At 67.8% G+C, this 20,749-nt stretch carries 18 protein-coding genes; 4 read left to right on the forward strand and 14 right to left on the reverse strand.

Annotated elements, in window-relative coordinates; all coding sequences use genetic code 11:
• Positions 1-232 precede the first annotated feature (232 nt).
• The 8 genes from A605_RS10200 to A605_RS10235 all read right to left on the reverse strand — a co-directional run bounded on the left by A605_RS10200 (position 233) and on the right by A605_RS10235 (position 8,787).
• Positions 233-763, reverse strand: a complete 531-nt coding sequence (locus tag A605_RS10200; RefSeq protein ID WP_015401435.1) for a hypothetical protein — start codon at positions 761-763, stop codon at positions 233-235.
• Positions 764-873: 110 nt separating this feature from the next.
• Positions 874-2,625, reverse strand: coding sequence for a hypothetical protein (locus A605_RS15520; protein ID WP_015401436.1), 1,752 nt, complete (start codon positions 2,623-2,625; stop codon positions 874-876).
• Positions 2,626-2,708: 83 nt separating this feature from the next.
• A complete protein-coding gene (gene egtD / locus A605_RS10210; protein WP_015401437.1) occupies positions 2,709-3,662 on the reverse strand; it encodes an L-histidine N(alpha)-methyltransferase in 954 nt (317 codons plus the stop codon).
• Positions 3,659-4,903: an ergothioneine biosynthesis protein EgtB gene (egtB, locus tag A605_RS10215; RefSeq protein WP_015401438.1), complete on the reverse strand. Its 1,245-nt coding sequence runs from the start codon at positions 4,901-4,903 to the stop codon at positions 3,659-3,661. Before egtB ends, egtD begins: the two co-directional genes overlap by 4 nt.
• Positions 4,904-5,100: 197 nt before the next feature.
• Positions 5,101-6,045, reverse strand: coding sequence for a uridine-preferring nucleoside hydrolase UriH (uriH, locus tag A605_RS10220; RefSeq protein ID WP_015401439.1), 945 nt, complete (start codon positions 6,043-6,045; stop codon positions 5,101-5,103).
• Between the two features lie 7 nt (positions 6,046-6,052).
• Positions 6,053-7,525, reverse strand: a complete 1,473-nt coding sequence (gene uriT, locus A605_RS10225; protein ID WP_027004509.1) for a uridine transporter UriT — start codon at positions 7,523-7,525, stop codon at positions 6,053-6,055.
• 185 nt (positions 7,526-7,710) lie between these two features.
• Positions 7,711-8,235 (reverse strand): VapC50 family PIN domain-containing toxin, encoded by a 525-nt coding sequence (locus tag A605_RS10230; RefSeq protein ID WP_027004508.1) that lies wholly within the window; start codon positions 8,233-8,235, stop codon positions 7,711-7,713.
• A 33-nt stretch (positions 8,236-8,268) separates the two neighbouring features.
• Positions 8,269-8,787 (reverse strand): helix-turn-helix domain-containing protein, encoded by a 519-nt coding sequence (locus A605_RS10235; RefSeq protein WP_015401442.1) that lies wholly within the window; start codon positions 8,785-8,787, stop codon positions 8,269-8,271.
• Between the two features lie 576 nt (positions 8,788-9,363).
• Here A605_RS10235 and A605_RS10240 point away from each other — a divergent pair.
• Complete coding sequence (locus tag A605_RS10240) at positions 9,364-9,972, forward strand: excalibur calcium-binding domain-containing protein (protein WP_081602122.1); 609 nt, start codon at positions 9,364-9,366, stop codon at positions 9,970-9,972.
• A 75-nt stretch (positions 9,973-10,047) separates the two neighbouring features.
• Complete coding sequence (locus A605_RS10245) at positions 10,048-10,701, forward strand: excalibur calcium-binding domain-containing protein (protein WP_027004506.1); 654 nt, start codon at positions 10,048-10,050, stop codon at positions 10,699-10,701.
• Between the two features lie 33 nt (positions 10,702-10,734).
• Here A605_RS10245 and A605_RS10250 read toward each other — a convergent pair whose 3' ends face one another.
• Positions 10,735-11,763: an SGNH/GDSL hydrolase family protein gene (locus tag A605_RS10250; protein ID WP_211208972.1), complete on the reverse strand. Its 1,029-nt coding sequence runs from the start codon at positions 11,761-11,763 to the stop codon at positions 10,735-10,737.
• Positions 11,764-12,201: 438 nt separating this feature from the next.
• On the opposite strand from A605_RS10250, the gene A605_RS10255 reads away from it, so the two are divergent.
• Positions 12,202-13,617, forward strand: a complete 1,416-nt coding sequence (locus A605_RS10255; protein ID WP_015401446.1) for an alkaline phosphatase PhoX — start codon at positions 12,202-12,204, stop codon at positions 13,615-13,617.
• Between the two features lie 144 nt (positions 13,618-13,761).
• Here the strand turns inward: A605_RS10255 and A605_RS10260 are convergent, their stop codons facing one another.
• Positions 13,762-14,571 (reverse strand): serine hydrolase domain-containing protein, encoded by an 810-nt coding sequence (locus tag A605_RS10260; protein ID WP_027004505.1) that lies wholly within the window; start codon positions 14,569-14,571, stop codon positions 13,762-13,764.
• Positions 14,572-14,742: 171 nt separating this feature from the next.
• Entirely contained in the window at positions 14,743-15,429 is a 687-nt protein-coding gene (locus tag A605_RS10265) for a VldE C-terminal domain-containing protein (RefSeq protein WP_211208973.1), read from the reverse strand.
• Positions 15,430-16,030: 601 nt separating this feature from the next.
• Here A605_RS10265 and A605_RS10270 point away from each other — a divergent pair.
• A complete protein-coding gene (locus tag A605_RS10270; RefSeq protein ID WP_015401449.1) occupies positions 16,031-17,299 on the forward strand; it encodes an AMP-binding protein in 1,269 nt (422 codons plus the stop codon).
• Positions 17,300-17,590: 291 nt separating this feature from the next.
• On the opposite strand, the gene tctA is transcribed toward A605_RS10270, so the two are convergent.
• Genes tctA through A605_RS10285 form a run of 3 tightly spaced genes read right to left on the reverse strand, consistent with a single transcriptional unit; the run spans position 17,591 to position 20,687 of the window.
• Positions 17,591-19,126 carry a tripartite tricarboxylate transporter permease TctA gene (tctA, locus tag A605_RS10275; protein ID WP_015401450.1) on the reverse strand — a complete coding sequence of 512 codons (1,536 nt, stop codon included), beginning with the start codon at positions 19,124-19,126 and terminating at the stop codon, positions 17,591-17,593.
• Positions 19,126-19,644 carry a tripartite tricarboxylate transporter TctB family protein gene (locus A605_RS10280; protein WP_244428973.1) on the reverse strand — a complete coding sequence of 173 codons (519 nt, stop codon included), beginning with the start codon at positions 19,642-19,644 and terminating at the stop codon, positions 19,126-19,128. The genes tctA and A605_RS10280 overlap by 1 nt, the downstream gene beginning before the upstream one ends.
• A gap of 56 nt (positions 19,645-19,700) precedes the next feature.
• Positions 19,701-20,687: a tripartite tricarboxylate transporter substrate binding protein gene (locus A605_RS10285; protein ID WP_015401452.1), complete on the reverse strand. Its 987-nt coding sequence runs from the start codon at positions 20,685-20,687 to the stop codon at positions 19,701-19,703.
• Positions 20,688-20,749 lie beyond the last annotated feature (62 nt).

A 20,749-nucleotide genomic window follows, 5' to 3' on the forward strand; every position in this document is an offset into this window, starting at 1 on the left:
GCAGATGGAAATACCGCCCCCGAGAGCAATGGTGCAAGACGAGGGTCGTCTTCCCCAACGGCCTCGCATGCGTCCCTCATGAAGCACCAGCTTCACAACGTGACAACCGCGATTGTCGGCCAGCTCACCATCCCCGGGCAACTCTGAACCCCCACTGCAACCCCCGTTTATTAAAGTTAAACCTGAGGTTGAGAGTTATTCCTGGGTCGGCGTTTCACCCGGCACAGAGGAGCTATACGGCGAAGTTCGTCGCGACCACGAACACCCAGAAGGCCGCGAACTGCCCCGCAAGCACCCATGCCCACCGCCGCTTCGGCAGCAGCGGCACCGGCTCCGGCTCGCCGAGCAGCTCCAGGTCCGGCCCGGTGAGGAACCGGCGCATCTGCTGCTGCTCCTGTACGCGGGCGGTCCACCGCGCGATGGTCCGCCGGTCCTCCCGGGTGCGCAGCAGCCAGTACAGGCCGGGCAGCCCGAACAGGGAGGCGATGCCCACGAACGCTACGGCATCCCAGCCGCCCAGGTCGTCAACGACACCCAGGAGAAGCCCCATCGCCATCCACAGGCCACCGAATCCGGCGCTGGCCCATGCCAGAATCCGCTTGAGGGCGTTCGGCCGGTACCGCGCCATCCGGTCGACCGCCTCCCGCCGCTGGGCGGCGGGCCGGGTGTCGGCGATCCAGCCCTCGGCGAGTTCCCACGGGTTGCCCCGCGCCGCAGCTGACTGAGGAAACCGGGGATCGTGATCGTAGGGGTGGTGTGCCATATCAGGTCCTTTCGCAGGGTCGACTGATGATACGACGACGCCCCGACATCCACCCGCACCAGTCGCACAGGGGATCGCACGCATTCGCCGCCGCGCACCGCGGTCCCACCTCAGCGCCCGGCCTTGCCGATCTCGCGGTCGATGCTCCACAGGAGCAGACGGTTCGGGACCCGGTCCAACGTCATCCGCATCCCCGCCATCGCACCACCCGCCGCGGCATCGCGGACCCGGGGATCCCGGCGCGCCCGCCCGAGTTTGGAGCGGGCGAATTTATAGGCGTTGCGGTAGGTACCGGGTTTCGCCGGCTTGACCTTCGTCATCTGGTGGAAGAGGAACTCCACCACCACCTCCTGGACCAGGGGCAACCCGTACTCCACGACCACCCCCGCCGCCGCCCCGGCAGACTCCGCGCTCCTGCGCATGGCGATCGTCCAGCCCGCCGCCGTCAGCAGCCGGGCGCCCAGCTTCTCCAGGTCCGTTTCCGTCGCCACCGGAACCCCGCGCAGCATGCTCAGGGCCAGGACATGGTCCATGACGATCTCGCTGACCGTCTCCCGGCTGTCCTCCTCGGTCACATCGACCAGATCCAACTGCGCCAGCGTCGCCCTGCGCAGGCGCGCGGTCAGCGACTCGTCGTCCTCGTCCGGATACAACTCGCGCTGCCCGCGGAGCATCTCCTCGACGGCCGGCACGCGGCGGGCGAACTGTCCGCCCAGCGCCCTGGCCAGGTCCTCCAGGGTGGGTCTGTCGTCGGAGCCGGCGGTCTGCCCGCTTCCCAGGTCCGCCGGGTCCACCCAGACCAGTGATTTCCCCTGGCCGTCCCCGGGCCCGTCGCCGCCCGCCGCGGCCCGCAGCTCCTCGAGCAGCCGCTTCGCGGCGGCCGCGTCCGGTGCCCCGTCGCCCTCCGGTTCGGTGAACGTGTTGAGGTAGGCCGCGACGTCCTCGCCCACGTAGCGGGTGCTCTTGACCTTCCCGCGGCGGAAGACCTGGTCCCACACCGACTCAGGTGCGCGCTCCAGCCGGTCGAGCACCTCCTCGAAGATCGGGATCCGGCCCCGGCAGGCCAGCACCCGGGCGGCGATCGCCGCCCGCAGCCGCGTCCACCGTTCCAGGGGCCCGGTCTTGTGCCGCATGGCGGCCAGCACCTCCAGGAGCAGATCCGCCGCCAGCGCCTCCTCCGCGGCCAAGGCCAGACGTAGGTTGTCCAGCCACTCGCCTTCTGCGGTCGCCGCCCGCACGATCGTCCGCAGCTCCCCGTCGCCGGCCACCGCCAGTTCCGCGGCGCCGAACTGCGTCCGGCTGCCCGACTCCTCCAGCAGGCTGCACAGGACCTCGCGGGCGGACTCGTCATCCGCCGGAATCGCCGCCGGCGCCTGGGCGCTGTAGCCGCCGCCGCGTACCGCGCGGCGGCGCTCCGCCAGGTACTCGCTGAGCAGCGGGCGGCCCTGGATGCCCAGGTGACCGATGTGCTCCGAGTCCTCCCGCGTCCAGGCCAGCGGGCCCGAACCGGCCAGAGACAGGGTGTGGAACCAGCCCCGGGCCACGGCCTCCGTGAGCACCACCGCGAGCTTCTCCTCGCTCGCCGCCCGCAGCAGACCCCCGAGCTCCCCTCCCCCGGCGCTCACGTGGACGCCACCGCCGGCCTCCGGGTTCAGGTCATCGGAGATCACCAGCAGGCCGTGCGTCGAGGCCTTCCCGATCCCGGCCTCCCCGACGAGCCGGGCCAGTGCCACGAGCTCGCGCGGGCCGAACCGGACGGTGCGTCCGGCCGCCGAGATCTCCTCCGCGGAGACGTCCAGATCATTTCCGACGACGAGGCGGAAGTTGCCGTCGCTGACACTGAGAGCACTGGTGTTGGTCACCGGTTCAGCCTATAAGGGAAGCTTCCGTCACCGTCGCGGAAACCCCGTGGCACCGGCCGTTCCCGGTGGCCGCGCCCCGGTCCTCAGACCCGGTACAGGTCGAGCGCGAAGTCGCCCCGGCTGTCGGTGCAGGTCCGCTCCCGCGTGAACCCGGCCCGGGCGGCGTCCCCGGCCAGCTCGCCGGGGGCGAATTTCCGGGAGATCTCCGTCAGGATGGACTCGCCTTCCGTGAACCGGCGCCGCCTCCCCAGGCTGGGGAATGCGATGTCCACCGGTTTCTCGGCGACCAGGTGCATCTCGATCCGCCGCTGCCGGTCGTTCCAGCGCGCCTCGTGCCGGAAGTCGCCCCGGTCGAGGCCTGCCGTGGGCACCGTCCGGGCGATCACGTCGAGGACATTGAGGTTGAATTCCGCGGTCACGCCGGCGGCGTCGTCGTAGGCGGTCTCCAGCCGGGCCGGGTCCTTCACCAGGTCGTGGCCGATGATCAGGTGGTCGCCCGGTGCCAGCCGGGCCCGGACCTTCGACAGGAACCGGGCGCGCTCCTCCTCGGTGAAGTTGCCGATGGTCCCGCCGAGGAACAGCAGCAGGCGGCGGCCGGCCACCCCGGGTAGCGGGTCGGGCAGGTGGTGGAAGTCCGCGATGACCGGGTTGACCCGCAGGCCCGGGTAGGCCTGCGTGAGCTGCCCGGCGGCCTCCTCCGTGATCTCGGCGCTGACGTCGATCGGGATGAACTCCCTGCCACCCGCGTCACCGGCAGCACCTCCGGCCAGCCAGGCGTCGAGGAGGATCCGTGTCTTGGTGGAGGTCCCGGACCCGAGTTCCAGTACCGTCACGGGACGGCAGGCCGCGATCAGCTCGGCGGCGCACTCGCCGAGGATCGCCGCCTCGGCGCGGGTCTGGTAGTACTCGGGCAACCGGGTGATCTCGTCGAAGAGCCGGCTTCCCCGCTCGTCGTAGAACCAGCGCGGCGGGAGCGTCGCCGGTTCCTCCCAGAGCCCCTTGCGCAGGTCCTCCTCGAGGACGTGTTGCTCGCTCACCGGATCGGCCCCGTCGCCAGGCGCAGGCCCGCGCACACCCAGCGGGATTCGGCGGGGAAGAAATTGCGGTAGGTCTTCCGCGAGTGCCCGGCCGGGGTCAGCGCCGAGGCCCCGCGCAGCACGTACTGGTCGGACATGAACTTGCCGTTGTACTCGCTGGCCACCCCCTCCTCGGGCTGGAAGCCGGGGTAGGGCAGGTAGGCGCTCTGCGTCCACTCCCACACCCCGCCGATGGAGTTGCGGCGCACATTACCGGGGTGGCAGCGCTGCGGGTCGAGCTCGTCGCCGAAGTCCCAGTCCCCGGCGACGGACTCCCACTCCGCCTCGGTGGGCAGGCGGTGTCCGGCCCAGGTGGCGAAGGCGTGGGCCTCGTAGAAGGAGATGTGGACGACCGGCTCCGAGTCCACCACCGGTCGGCGACCGGACAGGGTGAACGTGGTCCAGGTGCTGTCCTCCTCCCGGCGCCAGTAACCGGGTGCCTCCCAGCCGTTCTGCTTGACCGACGCCCAACCGTCGGACAGCCACAGCTCAGGGCGCCGGTAGCCGCCGTCGGCCATGAACTCCTTCCACTCCCCCACGGTGACCTGCCGGTCGGCGATGGCCCCCTCCGGCAGATAGGTCCTGTGGCGCGGGCGTTCGTTGTCGTAGGAGAAGCCCCACGAGTCCTCGGCACCGAGCTCGGCGACACCCTCGGCGACGGGCACCCAGCCGCACTCCGGGACGTCGACAAGCGTATCCGCCGGCCGCTCCAGGTAGACGGGATCCGTGGGGTTGAGCGAGAGCAGGTGCTTGAAGTCCATCAGCAGCAGTTCCTGGTGCTGCTGCTCGTGGTGGCAGCCCATCTCGAGCAGCTCGAGGGCGCGCCCGTCGAGGTCGCCGCCCTCAAGCGCCGCCGTCACCCGCTTGTCGACGTCCGCGCGGTACCCGGCGATCTCCGCCACCGACGGCCGGGTGATCATCCCGCGCTGCGGGCGGGGCTGGCGGTCGCCGATGGCCTCGTAATAGGAGTTGAACAAAAACCGGTGCCCGGGATTCTCGACCCGCCCGAGCACCATCTCCTCGAAGAACCAGGTGGTGTGGGCCCGGTGCCAGGCTACCGGGCTGGCCGAGGTCATCGACTGGGGCACCTGGTCCTCCGGGCTCAGCCGCGACACCAGCCGATCGGTCAGCGCCCGGGTGGTCGTGTACAGATCCGCGAGTTCCTGCGGATCCGCCTGTCGGGGACGGACGGTGACAGTCATGCGGCACCTCGTTCCTTACTCTGCATCGGGTTCGAATCCTGTTGCTGTGGACACAACCGAGCCGAGTATATGCGCGCCTCACAACATGTGTCGGGGCACGATCCTGGCCTCGGATGAGCGCAAAAGGCCGGGCGGACGCTCATCGACGCCCGCCCGGCCCTCACCGGCTCACGGCACTACTACTTGGATTACTGGGACTACTTGGACACGGCCTTGATCGCGTCCACCACGAGGCCCCAGAACTTCTCGTGGTCGAGGTCCACGGCCGCCTGCGTGGTGCAGTCCTCGGGTGCCGGCGCACGGAAGTCGGCGACGGTCATGCCGGTGGTCAGCCTGCCGTCGATCTCCACGTCCAGCGGCACCTTCACCACGGAGACCACGGAGGGGTCGATCAGGTAGGCCACGGCGCACGGGTCGTGGACCGGCGGGTGCTCGAAGCCCTGGGCGTCCTGGTAGTTCTTCCGGAAGGCGTCGAAAAGCCCGACGACGAAGTCGGCCACGTCGGTGCCCAGTGCCTTGATCTCGGCCTCGACCTCGTCGGTGGCGAGGGCCTGGTGGGTCAGGTCGAGGCCGACCATGGTCAGCGGCCACGGCTCGTTGAACACGATGTGGGCGGCCTCGGGGTCGACCTTGATGTTGAACTCGGCCACGGCGGACCAGTTGCCCACGTGGTAGCCGCCGCCCATGAGCACGACCTCGGCCACGCGCTCGACGATGCGCGGCTCCTTGCGGGCGGCCAGGGCGATATTGGTCAGCGGGCCGGTCGGCACCAGCGTCACGGTGCCGGGCTCGGAGTTCATCACGGTGTCGATGATGAAGTCCACCGCGTGTCCCTCGGCCAGCTCCACGGTCGGCTCGGGCAGCTCATAGCCGTGGATCTCCATGCCGGTGTCGCCGTGGATGTCCTCGGCGACCTCCACCGGCCGCACCAGCGGGCGGGTGCAGCCGGCGTACATTGGCACGTCGGTCAGCCCGGCAACGGTGCACACCTGGCGGGCGTTGTAGGTGACCTTTTCCAGGGTCTGGTTGCCGCCGATGGTCGTGATGCCGAGCAGCTCGATCCCGGGGTTGCCGGCGGCGAGCAGGATGGCGACGGCGTCGTCGTGGCCGGGATCGCAGTCGAGGATGATCTTTCGTGCCATGTGGGGATTACTCCTTGATAGAGGCGGTGGAAGCGACGTCAGCGGCGGCGGCGTCGGCCTTCTCCTTGGCCGCCAGGGTGTCGGTGATGGTCTCCGGGTTGGGAATCAGGAACGAGGTCACAAACGCCAGCCCCACGATAACCGCACCGGCCGTGATGCCCGCCGCGTACCCGCCACCGTTGTCAGCGAACATCGTGGACACGGCGAAGAGGATGGCGAAGCTGACGCCCGCGCCGAGGTTGAAGGCGCCGGCGTTCATGCCCGGCAGGTAGCCCTGGTTGTCGGCGGGGCTGAGCACCACGCCCAGGCCGTTGAGCATGATGTTGGCGATGCCCGCGTAGGTCACGCCGATGAACAGGGAGATGATCAGCAGCATCCAGCCGGCGGGGGCCGCGGTGATGAAGATCGCGGCCACCAGGCCCACGAGGGTGCCGATCAGGCCGACCTGCATGACGAGCTTGTAGCCGAAGCGGGAGGCCAGGGCACCGGCGATCGGACCCATCACCAGGCCAGCCAGCGCGTACGGGGTCAGGGTCCACCAGGAGACCGTCTCGGCGGCCATGCCGGCGCCGTTCTCGGCGTCCTGTCCGAGGTTCGGGATCAGGCCGTTCATCACCGCGAACACGCCGGTCATGGTCAGCAGGGTGGTCAGCAGCAGGGCCCAGGTGCGGCGCTGCTTCAGGTACTCGACGGTCACCAGCGGGTGCTCCTGGCGCTTCTCGATATTCCAGAAGGCGATGATCCCCGCGGCGCCGACGACCACGAGCACGGCGAACAGCAGCCAATTCGCGCCGGCCAGCTTGCCCGCCTCATTGAAGGCGGTCAGCAGCGCGCCGATGGCGATGGCCAGCGGCACCACGCCCTTCCAGTCCATCGGCGGGGTGACCTCGGCGGTGGACTCGCGGGCGAACAGGCGCACACCGACAACGGCGAGGACACATACCACGGCCATGACCCAGAAGATGGAGCGGAAGCCGAAGGTGCCGGCCAGCCAGCCACCGGCCAGTGCATCGACGCCCGCGATACCGCCGTTGACGGAGGTGAGGATGCCCAGCAGCAGGGCGTACTGCCGCTCGTTGGGGACCTGCTGGCGCAGCATGATCAGGCACAGCGGCACGGTCGGGCCGGCCACACCCTGGATGACGCGGCCGATGAACAGCACGGTGACGTTGGGCGCGAGCGCGGAGACGACGCAGCCGATCGCCGTGAGCGCCATCATGCCGACGAGAATCTTGCGACGCCCCACCAGATCACCCCAGCGCGGCAGGAACAGGGAGAACAGCGCGGCCGCGGTGAAGAACGCGGTCTGGGTCAGGCCGATCTGGGCCGCGGTGGCGCCCAGCTCCCGCTCCATCGTGGCCAGGGCCGGGGAGAGCATGGAGGCGTTGAGCTGGAAGGCGAAGACCGCGACCAGCAGCGCCAGGACAAGAGGGATCACCTCCGACATGGGGGCGCGACGGGCTTCTACGACATGGGACATGCAGGACCACCTCAGTGGGACGGGGCCTCGAGTCCTGTCCACGTTGTCGCAGGCCCCGTCGGCCGAAGCAATAAAGGTGCCCTCATTGTCCTCCCCCGTGCGAGGTGGGGCCAAACAAAGGTTATGACCTGCGGGGAAACGATTGCTTATCGACGCCGCGCGGAGGCCTGGCGGAAGCGAGAGCTCTACAGTTCGTCCACGATCCCGCGCATTTCGTCGGCGAACCGCGGTGCCATCGACCGCTCCAACCGGTACAGCAGTTCATCCATGGTCACCGGCGGTCGCCGCCGCTTCTCCACCATGGCCTCCAGGGCCTTCACCACCCGCACCTGATTGAGATCGAGCACATCCAAGAGGAACTCATCCGAGCTCACCGCATGCAGACTATGCTGCTCGAGAGCCGAATCAGGAAAGTCCCGGAGGTTATCGGTGACGATGACAGAGGCATTTCCCTCAATGGCTGCGGCGATGACGTGTCTGTCATCGGAGTCGGGGACTCCCCTGATCGAGTCGACGAGGCTCTCCCAGTTCTCGACGCGGGCATCAGGAAAAGCCTCATCCATCCGCTGTCCCCGCACCCTCGCCCGTTCCAATGGAGTGTCCGTGACTTTGACTATCGCCCGCGACACCTCGTCGAGGATCCGCCCGCTCCAGAGAGGAACGAAGGCATCACGACGCGCGAGCTCCAGCAGCAGATCCGCTTTGACGATCGGAACGAGGGTGCAATGCCCGAAACCCCGCCACTATTCTCGCCCCTCCGGCTGCGAACGTGCCTCTTTCACCGCGGAGTAGAAGGTGGACTCGTCGACGTCATACAGTCCGTCATCCTCAGCGTCATTCACCATCTCCTCAAAGACCTGGTCCCGCTTCTCATTGAGCGACTTCTGGTAATCAAGCACATCAGCCAACAGAATGCGGCGGTGACGGCTGCCCGTCGGCTTTTCACAGGCGATCTCCCCCTTATCGATCAGCTTGATCAGTGTAGGTCGGCTGATGCCGAGATGATCAGCCGCCTCCTGGGTGGTCAGCTTCCTGTCCACCGGAGAAATCGTGATGGCCCGTTTCCTGGCCATCGCAGCGACAATCCGGGTCAGGAGCTCATGCACCTCGAGTGGGAGCTGAATCTGCTCGCCGTCGGGTCCCAGCAGCGCGGCGGGAGCGTCGTGCTGATCGAGGAACCGCGAGAGATCCAACATGTCGTCAAGATTGTCGGGCGGCAGCACCGTCGTGCGATGTTTGAAATCCCTTACCTTCGTGCTCATGCCCACACCATCCCCCTAATTCGAAAAATCCGCAACAGCAGAAGACGTCTCTGACCTGCCGCAATTCTTACGCCCGGACCTACACCCCCCTGCCCAGCCCTCTCCGCTCGTTGCCCCATATCTCACCTCCACCTCCTCAAACGCCCCCCACCATCGCCGGACGCCCCCGGTGGTCGGGCCCCTGGCGCCCGCAGCGAGCCCTACCGGCGGCACCAAACCAATCCTCGGCACCATATCCGCCACACCCCCGCCCCCGCAGGGCAATATCCCCAGTGGAGCTGTCCCCTCGTTGAACTGATTTTCTTGATCCGCTTGCCGACATTCCACAGAAGGATATGACGCGCGGCTTTTCCGGCCCCTCCCCGTAGGGAGGTGGCATCAAACAAAGGTTATGACTTGCAGGGAACTAATTGATTGGCGACGTCGCGTCGCGATCAGCGTGAGCACTCTGACAGGGGGTAGTTGGTGACCACCCCCATTCATGCCTTGCGAAACGTCCCACCTACACGCCGCGATGCCCACAAGGACGGCGCTCGCCGCGAGTGCCTTTGAGAATTTCATAGATTGGACTTGGCCATGCCTTCTTCCAACGGACCCTTCAATATGGGCTCCTTCAACACCGGCGGAAATTCCGGCGACTACAACACCTCCCCTTTCGACACCTCCACGTCATCGCCTGGCGAGCCGCAGCGCTCCACAGGCAGTGGTTGCCTGAAGTGGGGCGCGATCATCTTCGCCTTCCTGGCCGTGATCGGCCTGATCGGCTCCTGCACCTCCGAGCCCACCGAGGTCGAGGTTCCCGGCCCAACCACGACCGTGACGGTCACCGAGGAAGCCGAGCGCGACACGACGACGGTCACCACCACCGTCACCGAGGAAGCCGAAGCGGAGCCTCAGCCCTCTGAGCCCACGGAGACCGAGACTGACGCAGCCGGTGTCGGGGCGGGGGCGGGCGCAGGTGCCGGAGCGGACGTGGATAACCGGCAGCGAATGGGCGCCGTGGCTCCCCCGCCGGTTTCTCCCGCACGGGCTCCGGAGCCCGCAGCGCCTGCAGCACCTGTGGCCACCTCATACGCCAACTGCTCGGCCGTCCGCGCCGCCGGTGCGGCACCGATCTACGCTGGCCAGCCCGGCTACAGCACGAAGCTGGATCGCGACGGCGACGGAGTCGCCTGCGAGCGATGAGTGCCGGATGCCGGCGGGGGTAATCTCTGACAGGGTAATTTCAGTTCATGCACAGCCTGAATACATAATCGGCAGATGCGTAAAACCATCGTCAGTCTCGCCACCGCCGCTGCTCTGGTCATCGGCGTGGCGCAACCCGTCTCCGCCCAATCCGCCCTCCTGAGCAGCGCTGTCGATCTGTCCTCGGCAACAAGCAGCGAAGTGGCCGCAAACCCGGACTCCACTGAGGATGCCGACTCGGCCAGCAGCGCCCTCTCCTCCACCAGCAGTGAACTGTCCTCCGAGGAGTCGAATGCCGCCCTGGAGCCGGGCGCGGGCGAAGAGGCCACCAACTCCGGTTCCTCCGACAGTGAGGTCGGCGTCCTGATCGCGGTTCTCGCTGTCGGGGGCGCCATCGCCGCCGGGGTGAACTGGGCAATCCAGACCCGCCTCATCCCGAACCCGCTGCCCGGCATCATTCCCGGCCCGGCTCCTGCTCCCGCTCCTACCCCTGCTCCTGCGCCGGCTCCTGCCCCCGCGCCCGCTCCGGCTCCTGCCCCCGCGCCCGCTCCGGCACCGGCACCGGCACCGGCCCCGGTACGGACGATGCAGCCGACGTACAAGAACTGCACCGACGTGTGGAACAAGCTCGGCCGTCCTATCTATGCAGGTGAGCCGGGGTACACCCACGGTCCGCGGCGTCTTGACGGCAACAGCGACGGCGTGGGCTGCGAGAACGACCCCCGTTAGCCGTACCCGATCCACGGAAACCGCCGGCGCACCTCAGCGCCGGCGGTTTTCATCTCTCCTGAGCACGCTCCTCAGCTCCCCTGCCTCCACAAACGCCCCCGCCATCGCCGCATGCCCCGCCGTAGTCAGATGCCCCGCATCCGCCGCGAACTCCACCGGCGTCTTCGAGTCCCCGATCCGCGCCGCGGTATCCACCACCCCCTCAATCCCGTGGGGCAGGCCGAGAAGCCACTCGTTGTAGGCCGCCCGGACGCCCTCAAACACATCCGAGTCCGGGAATCGCGGCTTGATCGTGCAGGCCAGCACCCGACCCGAGACCCGCGAACGCACCGCCTCCACCACGCCGGCGAACCTCTTCTGCAGCGACTCCAACGAAGCCCCTGAGTGCAGGTCATTCGATCCCGCCTGGACCAGCGCGGCATCCGCGCGCGAGAAGTCCGCCCACCGCCGGTAGTTGAAGGCGTCCACCCGCATGTTCTCTCCCAGGGTGTCACCGCTGTGCGCGTAGAACACCGGCAGGAATCCCAGTCGCCGCCCTGCAACCGCAAGCGAAGATTCGAATAAGGGCAGGTCCGCACCCTGGCCGGCACCGGTGGAGTCCCCCAGCACCGCGACCACCGGCACCGAATCCGAAACCTCCGCCTCGAGCCAGATCCACAGCGGCCCGGAATCGGAAACTCGCCACCGTCCGCCCCTGTCCCAGACCCAGCACGGCGCCAGCATCGCGGAGGTCTCCTCCGCCGCGAACTCCACCTGAACCAGCAGCGGCGCACGCAGATCGAGCATCAACCACTCGGAGACCCACTCGCCGCCGTCCCCGACCGAAACCGACGAATCCACCAACCGCACCGGTTCCCCGGAAAATTCCCCGGCGCGCCAGGCCCCATCTTCCCCAGGGCCCACAGACACTGACTCCAGCTCGAACGGTCCATCGGAATAGCCGTACCGCGGGTGCCGGTTCGCCACGTGCAAGCGCCAGCGCCGCACCGAGGCACCGTAGCCACCCGTCAAGTACCGCACCGTCCCCGCGCGAAACGAGGGCCCGTTCCATCCCGTGGTCACGGCCAGCGGCACCCTGCGCACGGTCCCGCCCCTCCGGCTCACGTCACCCGCCACCATCCACCTGCCCGTCGGCCAACCAGTCCAGAGCACTCATGCCCGCCATGCTAACCAGTCGCCCTCTCTCCAGCGGGCCACCCAAGAGCACCAGCCCTCCCTGACGCCACTCATCTCCCCCTGCACCGATCCCGCAACTCTGAGCAGAAATTTAGCTCGCACTGCGAACTTCGCGAACCTGCATTAGTGTTCCCTTCTGCGCCCACACCGCCCGCCCGGATGGGAGCGTCCTAACGGGCCCGAGGTGCGTGGCAATCATGGGCAAACGTCGGGAGATTCGTCGAAAGACCTGTACATCCGATCGCCCGATAACTATTGAGCAACCAGTAGAAACACGCCGGGTGTCCAGACCACTCCCGGCGCGAACCAGTGAGGAAAAACGAGATGACGTCATCCCAGCCCAAGATGAACACCGCCTTCGGGCGCCGCGGTTTCCTGAAGGCCACCGGCGTGGCCGGTGCTGCCGCCGCACTCTCCGCGCTCATGGGCCAGACCGCCATGGCCGCCGAGGGCCGCCGCAACGGTGTGGACACCATGCAGGCGCCGAACAACGGTGGCTATGGTCCGCTGCAGCCGGCCCCGGGCGGCGAGCTGCTCCTGCCCGCCGGCTTCTCCTACGTGGCCTTCGGCCAGACCGGCACCCCGCTGAGCGACGGCACCCCGACCCCGGCCATGCACGACGGCATGGCCGCGTTCGCCGGTGCGAACGGCATGATCAACCTGGTCCGCAACCACGAGAACTCCCAGGGTGCGGCCTTCGGCGAGAACCCCTATGACCCGAACGCGGCCGGTGGCACCACCAACCTGGTCTTCGATCCGAACAAGATGGAGCTGGTGGCCGCCTACCCGTCGCTGACCGGCACCATCCGCAACTGCGCCGGCGGACCGACCCCCAACGGCACCTGGCTGACCTGCGAGGAGACCTTCTCCGGCCTGGACACCGACACCCCGCACGGCTACGTCTTCGAGGTCCCCGCCGACGCCACCTCCCCGGTCGACGCCGTCCCGATCAAGGAGATGGGCCGGTTCACCCACGAGGCCGTCGCCGTCGACCCGGCCACCGGCATCGTCTACCAGACCGAGGACCGCGGAACCTCCGGCTTCTACCGCTTCATCCCGAACGACCGCGACAACCTCACCGCCGGCGGCCGCCTGCAGATGATGGCCATCAAGGGCCAGCCGAAGTACGACACCCGCTTCAGCCAGCAGGCCGGCCAGCCGCTGCCGGTTGAGTGGGTCGACATCAACGATCCGGATCCGGACAGCACCGACACCCTGGCCGTGTTCAAGCAGGGCCACGAGCAGGGCGGCGCCCTCTTCGACCGCCTCGAGGGCGCCTGGTACGGCGACGGCTCCGTCTACATCAACTCCACCAGCGGTGGCGACGCCGGTCTGGGCCAGGTCTGGCGCTACACCCCGGGCGGCAACAACGGTAACGGCAAGTCCTCGCTGTCCTCGATGTCCTCGTCCAGGTCGTCCAACGCCCGTCAGGACGCCGGCGGCAAGCTCGAGCTGGTCTACGAGTCCACCGACCCGGAGGTCCTGGAGAGCCCGGACAACCTCTGCGTCTCCCCGAACACCGGCGGCCTGGTGCTGTGCGAGGACGGCAGCGGCAAGGACCTGCTGCGCGGCGTGACCACCGACGGCCGGATCTTCGACCTGGCGGAGCTGAACTCCGACAACACTAGCGAGTTCGCCGGTGCCACCTTCAGCCCGGACGGCAAGATCCTGTTCTTCAACGTCCAGACCCCGGGCATCACCTACGCCATCACCGGCCCGTGGCAGAACGGCGCCCTCTAAAAAGCGCAGTGCTTCACCCTCACTGACAGCGACGGCGCCGCCGGGAGACTTCCCGGCGGCGCCGTCGTGTCTGTACAGGCCGCTACCCGCAGCGACCGCAGGCAATCATTGCTTATCGACGCCCGCCCCTGCCGGGCGTGGGAGCTACCCCTCCAGCTCCTGCCAGATCTCGTCGTTCGTCTCCGCCCACAGCGGCTTCGCCCAGTTCCCGAAGTCCCGGTCGGTCAGCGCAACCATGGCCCGCCCAGTCCCGGGCACCGCCCACAGGTAGGTGCCGGCCACCCCGAAGTGGCCGACGAGCTCGGCGGGCATGGACTGCCCGGTCCAGTGCGGATCCTTCGTGCCCCGGATCTCGAAGCCCAGGCCCCACTCGTTGGGTTTCTGCGGGCCGAAGCCGGGCACCACGCCCTCCAGCTCCGGGAACTGTACCGTGAACGCCTCCGCCACGGTCGTCTCGTGCAGCAGCGTGGGATCCAACAGCTCCTTCGCGAAGGCCGTCATGTCGGCCACGGTCGAACGGGCCTCGTGCCCGGCGGATCCGTACAGCTCCGTGCTCTCCATCCCCAGTGGGGCGAACACACCTTGGGCGAGGTACTCGGCGAAGGGTATCCCGGTCTCCTCCGCCACGGTCTCGGCCAGCCACTCGAATCCCGCGGAGGAGTAGATTCGCCGCTCCCCCACGTCCTTCTGCGACTCGCGGCTGTCGAAGGCCATCCCGGAGGCGTGCGCGAGCAGGTGCCGGACCGTCGATCCCTCCGGGCCCAGAGCAGAATCCAGCTCGAACACACCCTCCTCGACCGCGAGCAGCACCCCGTAGGCGGCCAGCAGCTTGGTCACGCTGGCCAGCTCGTACACGCGGTCCGCGTCCCCGACCGTGCTCACCTCACCGTCGGCGATCAGCGCCGCCGCCGCGTTGTCCACCGGCCACTTCGTTACCTTCTCCAGAGCACTCATGCCCGCCATGGTAGCCAGGCTGTGGCGCCCGCACCTGCGCGCAGGCATCCGATCATCTGACGACGGCCCCACCCTTCCGGTAACCGGGGCCCTCAGGCCGGGTCCCCGCGCAGCACGTCCACGTGCACATGGTCGAGGTGGCGCAGGATCTCGTTGGCGGGGTCCGGTGCGTCATAGTCCCGCCACTGCCCTCGTGAGCTGTGCGCTCCAGATCCGGTCATCGAAGATGACGTACTGGATGTGCAGGTCCTCGGCGTGGGCGATCAGCCAGTGGGCCAGCAGCCACCCCTCACGCCGGTTCTCCTCGGTCACCGGACGGAAGAAGATGTCGATGGCGCGGCCGTCATAGTGCGTCGAATCCTCTCCGTGCCCCTGGTCGATGCCGCCCGGCGCGAACCCGCCCACGGGCCGGTCGCCGAATACCTCGGTCATCGCCGCGCGGAGCTGCTCGGCGCGTGGTGTCAGGCCGGTGTCGGTCATCTGCTGTTCCGGCAGCTCACCGGCGGCCGAACCCCGGCAGGTCAGACTCGGGCCGGCATCCCCGGGTGGCCCCTCGGCCAGCCGCTGCAGCGCCGCGTCGTCGATGCCGGAGGTGTCCGGTGCCGGCGCCCCGCGGGCCGTCAGCGCCACCGCCGTGGTGGCCAGCTTCGCCTCGTCACGGTCGAGCCCGATCTCCCCGTCCGCGGTCTCGACCGTGCACTCCGGGCCCCAGCGCAGCGGGTTGCCCCCTTCCTGCAGGGTGCGGAGCAGGCCGGGCCCGAAGATCACCAGCGATCCCACGAGCATCGCGAGCAGGACAAGGCCCACCAGCAATCGTAGGGGGCTGCGTCGGCCCCCGTGGTTTCCACCGGTGGTCATCGCGGGTACCGCTGGGCAGGTAGCAGGAAATCGGTTCCGGGTACGGCGGTTGTCATGTCCATGCTCCTGTTTCTGATCGTCACGCCGCTGACTGCGGTGTCATCCCCATGGTCGCAGCCGGGGGGGCGCCGGGCACATTATCGGCGGCAGGCACTGGCTGGCCGCATGCCCAGCCTGCCACCACGGGCGGGAACACCCCTTATTTGAGCACGTGATATCAGGCCATACGAGCGTAAAGCGCAGAGCGCTTCTGTCCCAAGCCACCCGTCGTCTGCCTGCCGCCGGCCGGTGAAGAGCCAGTGAGCGGATGCTGTGAAAAATAATTTTGCGTATAGCGCGCAAAATTCGATCACGGCGGATATAGTTGCACCGTTCAGGATTCGACCGTCGCCGCTGCGCCCACACATCCACCTTCGGATAGCACTGACGGAGAGAGACATGTCGAAGACCCCGGCAGAAATGCGGAACCGCCGGCTTACTTCCCCGGAGGACAGCTGTCGACGGACGTCGAATCTGCCAGCTTGTCCGGCCTACCCGAGCCCGGGGATCCCGGCTGCCCTTGACCCGACCCCACCACACACTTTCTAGGACAGCTTTTAATATGTATCCCGAAAACCGGCTGGTCCCGCCCTCGACCGACCACCCGGAGTTGGCCATCTTCGGACTGGACGGCGGGCCTCGCCCGCGTACGTTGATCGACATCGCCCGCACGACGATGGATCGTTTCCCCGATGCGGTGGCCATCGACTGTGACGGGGACCGACTGACCTACGGGGAGTTCTCCGTCATCCTCGAGGAGCAGGTCAAACGCCTGCACGACCACGGCATCGGCCGCGGCGACCGCGTGGGCATCCGCGTTCCGCCGGGCACCATGCAGTCGTATGTGGCGGTGCTGGCCACGCTGTTCGCCGGTGCCGCCTACGTGCCCGTGGACTGGGGGGACACCGAGGACCGGGCCGAGGCCATCTGGAAGGCCGGCGAGGTCGACGTCGTCTACGGCGCGGATCTCGAGCTGACGGTCCTCCGCCAGAAGACCGGGGCGCCGGACGCCTCCGCACCCGGCCCGGAGGATGACGCCTGGCTCTTCTTCTCGGGGCCGGCGGACAAGCTGGCGGGCGTGGTCACCACCCACCGCTCTGCGGCTGGCGTGGCGGACGCTCAGGCGATGGCGTACCTGGCGGACGCCCCGCTCCGCCCCGGAGACCGGGTCATGACCCGCCAATCGATCGCCTCGATCCCCTCGACCAAGGAGATGTGGCTGTCGTGGTGCCAGGCAGCGACCCTGGTGCCGACGCCCTGCGCTGTCCTGGACTCGAGCGAGGCCTTACGGGAATGGATCGTCGACCGCCGGATCACCGTGCTGGCGACCCTCCCCAGCCTGGTCGAGGCCTGGCCGCAACAGACCCTGCACAACGTACGGCTGCTGATCCTCGCGGGCGAGGACACCCCGCGGGGGCTGATCGAGCAACTTCGCCACCTGGATCTGGAGATCTGGACCGGTTACCGCGCCACCGGAACCGTCCTGCGCATCGCGGGCGGAGCGTCCGTGCCCCCGCCCCCGCTGAGCGCCGGCCGCCCGATTCCGGGCTCGCAGCTCTGCGTGATCGACCCGCAGGGGAAGCCGGTGCGGTGGGGTGAGACCGGTGAAGTGGTCCTCGCCGGGCTGGGCCTGGACCGCCACCTTGACCCGGCCAGGGACGCCGAGGCATACCGGCCGCTGCCGGCACTGGGCTGGGAACGCGCGTACTACACCGGGCAGCTGGTCCGGGCCGAGCGCACCGGCCTGGTGCCGGTCGATCGTGCGGACAGCCCGGCGCGCCCCAACCGCCCGCGGCGGAGATGGCGCTGGTGGCCGAGGAAGCGGGACTGAGAGCCTCGCCGCTCCCCCTGAGCGGAAAGATCTCAGTCAGGGCTACCCGGATGCCCTCACTGATGCCGTGCACCCGGACAGAAGTCGTAGCCTGATTCGGGATGAGGAGCTCCCCGAATACACGGTAAGTGCCTGCGCATTGAGGAATACCCCCTCAGTCAGGGAACCCACCCCGGACCTCGGGGTGAGCTCATATCCCAGGCCCCGCAGGTGACTTACGGGACCTGCCGTCGCTGAGAGGGCTGAGAGGGTTGGGGGCGGGACCGTGAAGGCCCGCTCCGTATTCTTCCACTATGTGGCAGGCTCCAGCGTGGGCTCTTCCTGCACATCCTTGATCTTGCGGCTGATGATCGCCTTTCGGATGGCGAAGGCGATGACCACGAACAGCAGGCCGTAGATGGCCCAGGTGATCGGGCTCGAGACCAGGATGGAGAAGTCACCCACCGAGGACAACAGGGCGTCCCGCAGGGAGGTTTCGGCCAGGGGGCCGAGCACCATTCCGATCATCAACGGGGCCACCGGATAGCCGTAACGGCGCATCAGGAAGGCAATGGCGCCGATGCCCAGGAGCAGCAGCAGGTCGAAGACGGCGCCGGAGGTGGCGAAGATACCCAGTCCACAGAACAGGGTGATGCCCGCGTACAGATAGTGCTTGGGGATCAGCAGCAGTTTGGCCCACAGCTGGGCGAAGGGCAGGTTGATCGCCAGAAGCACGACCATGGCGATGAAGAAGCTGGCCAGCAGCGCCCACACCAGGTCGGGGTTCCGGTCGAAGAGCAGTGGTCCGGGCTGCAGACCATACTGGCGGAACGCCGCCAACATGATCGCCGCGGTGGCCGAGATCGGAAGGCCGAGGGCCAGTAGCGCCCCCATGGACATACCGGTCGTGGAGTTGCCGGCGGCTTCCGGGGCGGCCAGGCCGCGGATGGCCCCCTTGCCGAAGAAAGGGTTCTTCCGCCGGCGGTCCAGGCGCCGCTCCACGTCGTAGGCGAGGAAGGTGGGGACCTCGGAGCCGCCAGCCGGGATCACGCCGAACGGCAACCCGATGGCGGTACCGCGGGCCCAGGCGGGCGCAGCCTCCTTGAGCTCCTTCCGGCTCAGCCAAGGACGGCCCGCTGCCCGGGTCTTCAGGTTCGTCGGATCCCGCCGCACCCGGGAGGCGACGTAGAAGACCTCGCCGAGTGCCAGGACAGCGACGGTCACGGTGACCAGGGAGATGCCGTCGAACAGCTGGGGCGCACCCAAGGTGAAACGCTCGGTGCCCGTCACAGCGTCGATGCCGACGACGGCGATACCCAGTCCCAGCACCAGGGAGGCCAGGCCCTTGAGCACGGAATCAGCGACGACCGAGGAGGTGGCGATGAAGGCGAACAGAGCCAGAGCGAAGTACTCGGCCGGTCCGAAGACCGTGGACAGCTCGGCGAGTGTGGGGGCCAGGAAGACCACGAAAGTGGAGGCCACGATACCGCCGATGAAGGCGCCGATGGCGGCTGTCGCGAGCGCCTGGGGCGCCCGGCCGTTCACCGCCATCTTGTGCCCCTCGAAAGTGGAGGCGATGGCGGAGGCCTGCCCCGGGGTGTTCATGAGGATTGCCATGGTCGAGTCGCCGAACAAGCCGCCGAAGTAGACGCCGGCAAACATGATGAAGGCAGCGGTGGGCTCCAGTGCAAAGGTCATGGGCAGGAGCAGGGCGACGGCCATGGAGGAACCCAGGCCGGGCAGGACGCCGACGGCGGTACCCAGCAGACAGCCGAGCACCACCCACAGCAGGTTCATGGGGGTGAGGGCTCCCGCGAAGCCCTCTGCCAGCATGGACAGTGCTTCCATCAGAAGCCACCTCCCAGGATGCCCGACGGCAGATTAAGGCCGAGGCCAACGTCGAAGGCCAGGTAGGCGACGGAACTCATGAGCAGTGCGACCAGGATGTCGAACTTCGGTCGGGGAGAACCGAAGGCTCGGGTCATGGCCCAGAACAGCAGTGCTCCGGCCAGGATCCAGCCGAGCCAGGGCAGCAGGACCGCGAAAGCGAGAAAGCCGCCGAAACACCAGCCGAGGGAGGAGAAATCCGAGTGGAACCGCCAGCTGCGCTCTGAATTGTCCTCCACCTTTTCCGGGGTTCGAAGTACCTGCAGGGCCAGGAGCGCCGAGAGGGTGAGTCCAGCGATGGCCAGGAGGAGGGGGAAGAAACCTGGGCCGGGGAATTCTGCGTCGCCGGCGTCCATGGTCACTACCCCGACCAGCAGGTAGAGGCTGAAGGCGGCGATCACTCCCGGCATCACGAGAGCCGAGCGGCCCTCCCAGAAGGTGCCCTGGCCGACCAGCCGTGGGCCAGGTGGCGGAGGCATCATCTCCTGGCTGATATCCGCTTCACCCCTGACGGTCGTGGGGCGCTCTACTATCGTCACTGACCCATCTCCTTGAATAGTTGATCGATTCGTTCGGTTTCGTCGTCCACGAACTGCTGCAGTTCGGGGCCGTCCAGAGGCACGCTCTGCCAGTAGTTGCGTTCGACCGCGGCCTGCCATTCCGGTGTCTCCACCGTTTCCGCCACGAGTTCCCGCAGCGTGGACACCTCCTCCTCGGAGAGGCCGGGAGGAGCGAACATTGCCCGCCAATTCGTGAGCGTCACGTCGTAGCCCTGTTCCGTCAGCGTGGGGACCTCGATGCCGGGGAGTCGTTCGGGTGCGGCGATGCCCAGGACCCGTAGGCGACCGGATTCGACCTGGGGGTACATGTCGGCGAATCCACCGCTGGAGGCCTGGGCGGTTCCATTCAGCAGGGCCTGGATTGCCTCACCGCCACCGTCGGAAGGGATGTAGGTGGTATCGCTGGGAGCGATGTCTGCGGCCAGCGCCAGTTCGGTCATCACCAGCTGGTCGAAGGAACCGCCGCCGGTCCAGGCGATTCCCTGGGGATTGGCCCGCCATGCCTCCACGAGATCGTCGAGCGTCTCATAGGGGGAATCCGTGGGGACGGTGATGATGTCGTACTCCTCCACCACGCGGGCGATGGGAGTGACATGAGAGATCTTCGCCGGAGTGTCGAACTGGATCTGGGCGGCGATATGCCCGGTGCCGCCCACCATCAGCGTGTTGGGTGCCGTCATGGTGGAGAGCTTTCCCAGCCCGATGGTGCCGCCGGCACCGGGAATGTTGACCACCTGGACGTTATTGACCAGGCTGTTCGCCCGCATGGCCTGCTGCTGCTCGCGCTGGAACGTGTCCCAACCGCCGCCGGCCGCAGCAGGAGCGACAAGCGTCAGATTGGAGCGGATGTCGTCGCCGCCCGATGCCGCCTGCACAGAGAAAAATGACGCCAACACCGTCACTACGACGGCCACCACCGCGATGACAGCCTGCCGTCCGCGTTTCTGCGGAGGGGCGGTCACCGCCCCGCCTCCTTCTTTGTGCCTCACCCTGATGCGCCTTTCCATGGTTTGACCGGGTCAGT

The sequence above is a fragment of the Corynebacterium halotolerans YIM 70093 = DSM 44683 genome, from assembly GCF_000341345.1.
GTDB classification, from domain to species: domain Bacteria; phylum Actinomycetota; class Actinomycetes; order Mycobacteriales; family Mycobacteriaceae; genus Corynebacterium; species Corynebacterium halotolerans.

Coding starts and splice junctions, on each gene's coding strand:
- A605_RS10245 (WP_027004506.1), top strand. CDS start 10,048: ATGCGTAAAACCATCGTCAGTCTCGCCACCGCCGCTGCTCTGGTCATC.
- tctA (WP_015401450.1), bottom strand. CDS start 19,126: ATGGAAGCACTGTCCATGCTGGCAGAGGGCTTCGCGGGAGCCCTCACC.
- A605_RS10255 (WP_015401446.1), top strand. CDS start 12,202: ATGACGTCATCCCAGCCCAAGATGAACACCGCCTTCGGGCGCCGCGGT.
- A605_RS10280 (WP_244428973.1), bottom strand. CDS start 19,644: ATGCCTCCGCCACCTGGCCCACGGCTGGTCGGCCAGGGCACCTTCTGG.
- uriT (WP_027004509.1), bottom strand. CDS start 7,525: ATGTCCCATGTCGTAGAAGCCCGTCGCGCCCCCATGTCGGAGGTGATC.
- A605_RS10240 (WP_081602122.1), top strand. CDS start 9,364: ATGCCTTCTTCCAACGGACCCTTCAATATGGGCTCCTTCAACACCGGC.
- egtB (WP_015401438.1), bottom strand. CDS start 4,903: ATGACTGTCACCGTCCGTCCCCGACAGGCGGATCCGCAGGAACTCGCG.
- A605_RS10260 (WP_027004505.1), bottom strand. CDS start 14,571: ATGAGTGCTCTGGAGAAGGTAACGAAGTGGCCGGTGGACAACGCGGCG.
- A605_RS10265 (WP_211208973.1), bottom strand. CDS start 15,429: ATGACCACCGGTGGAAACCACGGGGGCCGACGCAGCCCCCTACGATTG.
- A605_RS10270 (WP_015401449.1), top strand. CDS start 16,031: ATGTATCCCGAAAACCGGCTGGTCCCGCCCTCGACCGACCACCCGGAG.
- A605_RS10235 (WP_015401442.1), bottom strand. CDS start 8,787: ATGAGCACGAAGGTAAGGGATTTCAAACATCGCACGACGGTGCTGCCG.
- uriH (WP_015401439.1), bottom strand. CDS start 6,045: ATGGCACGAAAGATCATCCTCGACTGCGATCCCGGCCACGACGACGCC.
- A605_RS10200 (WP_015401435.1), bottom strand. CDS start 763: ATGGCACACCACCCCTACGATCACGATCCCCGGTTTCCTCAGTCAGCT.